Source organism: Listeria floridensis FSL S10-1187, assembly GCF_000525875.1.
Lineage (GTDB): Bacteria > Bacillota > Bacilli > Lactobacillales > Listeriaceae > Listeria > Listeria floridensis.
Map to the genome: position 1 here is coordinate 1 of NZ_AODF01000061.1, position 3,306 is coordinate 3,306.

General features: G+C 36.1%; 10 protein-coding genes. All 10 read right to left on the reverse strand.

The window, feature by feature from the left end; translation table 11 throughout:
• Window positions 1–190 precede the first annotated feature (190 nt).
• The 10 genes from MFLO_RS13765 to MFLO_RS17305 all read right to left on the reverse strand — a co-directional run bounded on the left by MFLO_RS13765 (window position 191) and on the right by MFLO_RS17305 (window position 3,278).
• Entirely contained in the window at window positions 191–394 is a 204-nt protein-coding gene (locus MFLO_RS13765) for a hypothetical protein (protein ID WP_036098621.1), read from the reverse strand.
• Complete coding sequence (locus tag MFLO_RS13770) at window positions 391–687, reverse strand: hypothetical protein (protein ID WP_149023067.1); 297 nt, start codon at window positions 685–687, stop codon at window positions 391–393. Before MFLO_RS13770 ends, MFLO_RS13765 begins: the two co-directional genes overlap by 4 nt.
• 85 nt (window positions 688–772) lie before the next feature.
• Complete coding sequence (locus MFLO_RS13775) at window positions 773–991, reverse strand: hypothetical protein (RefSeq protein WP_036098624.1); 219 nt, start codon at window positions 989–991, stop codon at window positions 773–775.
• Window positions 992–1,070: 79 nt separating this feature from the next.
• Window positions 1,071–1,265 carry a LemA family protein gene (locus MFLO_RS13780; RefSeq protein ID WP_036098626.1) on the reverse strand — a complete coding sequence of 65 codons (195 nt, stop codon included), beginning with the start codon at window positions 1,263–1,265 and terminating at the stop codon, window positions 1,071–1,073.
• 207 nt (window positions 1,266–1,472) lie between these two features.
• Complete coding sequence (locus MFLO_RS13790) at window positions 1,473–1,700, reverse strand: hypothetical protein (protein WP_036098628.1); 228 nt, start codon at window positions 1,698–1,700, stop codon at window positions 1,473–1,475.
• Window positions 1,688–1,894, reverse strand: coding sequence for a hypothetical protein (locus MFLO_RS13795; RefSeq protein ID WP_036098629.1), 207 nt, complete (start codon window positions 1,892–1,894; stop codon window positions 1,688–1,690). Before MFLO_RS13795 ends, MFLO_RS13790 begins: the two co-directional genes overlap by 13 nt.
• Before the next feature lie 236 nt (window positions 1,895–2,130).
• A complete protein-coding gene (locus tag MFLO_RS13805; RefSeq protein ID WP_036098633.1) occupies window positions 2,131–2,430 on the reverse strand; it encodes a hypothetical protein in 300 nt (99 codons plus the stop codon).
• Window positions 2,431–2,796, reverse strand: a complete 366-nt coding sequence (locus MFLO_RS13810) for a hypothetical protein (RefSeq protein WP_036098635.1) — start codon at window positions 2,794–2,796, stop codon at window positions 2,431–2,433. It lies immediately after the preceding gene.
• A complete protein-coding gene (locus tag MFLO_RS13815; RefSeq protein ID WP_036098636.1) occupies window positions 2,797–3,129 on the reverse strand; it encodes a hypothetical protein in 333 nt (110 codons plus the stop codon).
• A 2-nt stretch (window positions 3,130–3,131) separates the two neighbouring features.
• On the reverse strand, window positions 3,132–3,278 hold the full coding sequence (locus MFLO_RS17305) for a YopX family protein (protein ID WP_206538349.1): 147 nt from the start codon (window positions 3,276–3,278) through the stop codon (window positions 3,132–3,134).
• Window positions 3,279–3,306: the final 28 nt, after the last annotated feature.

Consider the following 3,306-nt stretch of genomic DNA (forward strand, 5'->3'; position numbering starts at 1 on the left):
TTTAACCGTGATAGCGATCATTTGATCGTCGTTGTATTGCTGGATAATGACTAGATTAGCTTTTTTTATATTTTCACCTGCTACATTCTCAAATTGATCTAGACCTGACTGTAAAGTTTTAGAAATTTCTTCCAACGTATCGAATTCTTTCATTCCTGTTTCCTCCTCCATACATATTAAATTTTCGTCTTTATCTTATTAGTGAACCATATCCATTATAGTATCCAACATTGTCTAACAACTCAGGTTTAAGTGCTAAAATTTGAGATTCGTGTACTGGCGGAAATGCTAAATTCATATCTGTAAATAAATCATATACAGCCTCACCGCATTCGCAGTATCCAGCGAGCATCAGAGACTCGGTATGTTCTGTAACCAATTCGCGAAGTTTCATTCTTGTACCTCCTTCATCACTCTTTTTATGTCGTCCTCAAAGTTCTGTTTAACTTTATCTTTCCATTCTACCGAAAGGTCTTTGCTACAATATATTTTTGTGATTTGTTTGATGAATGTTTGCTTTTTAACCCCTTTTTCATTAAGGTAATAAACAAACTTACCGGACACATTTGTAACAATCCCCAAGTCATAATCATCATTATCGAGTTTATGATTAATCGCGATAATGTCACCAATTGAAATCATCGGTTTTACAATTTCAACATATTTTTCATTCAACATTTCATTCACTCGATGTTCACTGCTTATAGCTAGTCCGACAGTAGCAATAAAGAGAATTAGTGTTATAACAAACAATGCGAGACTAAAAAAACATTTAACTATCCTCCTCTGAATCTAATGATTTCATGTCGATCTCGCGTATTTCATCAGCGTTAACCAGTCTCACATAGGGTGAACCATTGATACTATAGCCAATCGGTATAAGTCGGGCTTCTATGCATTCAATAATTTGCTCCGCATCAGCGTCTCTCATAATGATCGTTTCTACGTCATCGTTTTTATAATGAACCGTCACTTCATATTTTTTATTCATTTGTATATCCTCCTTCATCTTCCAAAATAAAGCCACCATTTTGTTGTACTCAAACTTATTTTTTCTGCCTTCATTTTTTTTAATTTTTTTTGTTGTTTTCTGTATGAATTTTTATTTGCTCTTTTACTAATGTGTCCGATTTCAATTCAGGATAGAGACTGACGAGCGTCATTGCACTTTCTGCTTTTGCATCTGTAAATGTTTCATTTTCGTGTTTCATAAAATTGTTCACTGTTGCGTCAATATCAGCTTCAATTTTTTTTATTTTCGTCAATATACATCTCGATTTTATTGTTTAAAGCGGGTTCGTTTGATACTTTGTAGATCATTCTTATTGCAAGCCCACAGTATACAAGGATACTGAGGACGGTTATCGCAATTAGTAAACCTGATATACCACTTAAACCATCGTTTTCGGTTTTAAACATTATAATCGACCCAATTGTTATGGTTATAATTGACAGTCCTATGAGTAGAAGTATCATTCTGCCACCTCAACATTTCTAATTTTCGCATCTAAATCCATACTTTGTTTAACTCTGGATTTTGTAATCCTGATTGCTTCCTCTTTATCATTCGCCCTAACTTCTTCTGTGCCGCTATAGTAAGCTAATCCGATCCCTCGTGCTTCCCACTCGACTTTATAAATAAACTCTTTTTCTAAATCTTCTTTCAAAAATTGGTTTGCCATTCTTCCTAAAAATTGCATTTTGTTTCCTCCTTTGGTTTCAAATCTTCTAGCGTATCGAGTGCGATTTCAATCGAGAATAATGCCTCTCGAATGTAATCTTGCAGTTCTTCTTCGCCATCGTCGTAATCTTCTGTTGGGTCAAATAAGGCAATAATTTGTTTATGACCTGCCTCTAATCCTGATTTATAGATTGAATGAGTTAGTTTGTCCATTTTTTACTCGTCCCCCTCCAACTTCCGCCCGCAAATGGGGCAATAGTTTATTTTTATGCGTCCTGAACAAGTGCCGGATGCGTACAAAGTGCTTCCTTCAATGTCTACAACAAAATCAGCACTAGACCATTCGTCCATTCTCTCGCCTTTATGTTCCTCAATAAGTGGCTCGTTTACAAACCCTCTTTCACAGTAAACACATTCATTCTTTTCCGCATTCATCTACTCCACCCCTCTCAAAATCCAAACATTCTAGCTTCATCTTCTGCTACCTCTGTCCATCCTAAAATTTTCCACTTAACATTTTTCAAGTCCTCTAGCCACTGCCTACTATCATCGTATAAGGTAATGCCATATTCTTTTAACCACGCATATAAACGTTCTTTTGACATGATGTCATAATCCTTAATGTCCTCGTTTTCTTTAAATTCTAAGAGTTCATCGTAAGATGCTGCGACATCCCATTCTTGTCCCTCAATTTTCAAATCTAGTGTTTTATGATTTTCCATATTTTCGCATTTTAAATATGCTTTCATCTACTCCACTCCTTCCAAAAGCTCTATGTCCGCTTGATTGACACGTCTAAAACAATTCATTCGTGTTGCAACTAAATAAATACTGATGTGTTCTGAATCTCTTTGTCTAACTCCTTCGTATTCTGGACTAGAACCAACTCCAAAATTTATAGAATCTTCAAAAGTCCATATCAATGTTGTTGAAATTTTTAATGACCTAATCCCCACAATGAAACCTGTTTCATCACAATCGACAAGAGTGTACTTATAGAACTTTTTTTTCTTCTTCTGGATTTTTTCGAAGTCGTTCTTCGAAGTCGTATGGCAGACTTTTTTTTGCGCCAGAATTTTTTTTATTCTCACTTTGTCGCCCAGCTCGTACCTCATCTACTCAGCCCCGATCCAAACCACAATCACTTTTTTCCACTCAATCGCTTCATAGCGTATTCTAGCCCTTATTTCTATTTGCCCCTTGATTTCTTCTTTATCAGAAAGAAAAGACTTTCGCTCTTCTTCGTCCCAAAGATAGCCCAACAAATCCAGTCCGTTTTCGTCTGACCAAACAAAAAGACGCTCATCGTATTCACACATGTAATCAATCTCACATTTTAATATTTTGCCCATCACAAACGAAAACTCATAATCTGCGATCTCTGTGTAGACAAGCGGCACCACTTCCAAATCAGGATTTTTGTTTATCAGTTTAATCAGTTCTTTCATTCCTACTTCACTCCTTCCAACAGCTCCGGATTTTGCCATTTGTTTCCGATAACTTCTAGTTCGTTTAACTCACTCCACAAATTAATTGATTCGCGTCTCTTGTGGTTTGTGATCACCCAAGAACCTTCTAAAAATTCGACAACACCTATAAACTCCTCTGAATCAACTGAAAAATCG

Coding starts and splice junctions, on each gene's coding strand:
- MFLO_RS13765 (WP_036098621.1), bottom strand. CDS start 394: ATGAAACTTCGCGAATTGGTTACAGAACATACCGAGTCTCTGATGCTC.
- MFLO_RS13775 (WP_036098624.1), bottom strand. CDS start 991: ATGAATAAAAAATATGAAGTGACGGTTCATTATAAAAACGATGACGTA.
- MFLO_RS13790 (WP_036098628.1), bottom strand. CDS start 1,700: ATGCAATTTTTAGGAAGAATGGCAAACCAATTTTTGAAAGAAGATTTA.
- MFLO_RS13795 (WP_036098629.1), bottom strand. CDS start 1,894: ATGGACAAACTAACTCATTCAATCTATAAATCAGGATTAGAGGCAGGT.
- MFLO_RS13805 (WP_036098633.1), bottom strand. CDS start 2,430: ATGAAAGCATATTTAAAATGCGAAAATATGGAAAATCATAAAACACTA.
- MFLO_RS13810 (WP_036098635.1), bottom strand. CDS start 2,796: ATGAGGTACGAGCTGGGCGACAAAGTGAGAATAAAAAAAATTCTGGCG.
- MFLO_RS13815 (WP_036098636.1), bottom strand. CDS start 3,129: ATGAAAGAACTGATTAAACTGATAAACAAAAATCCTGATTTGGAAGTG.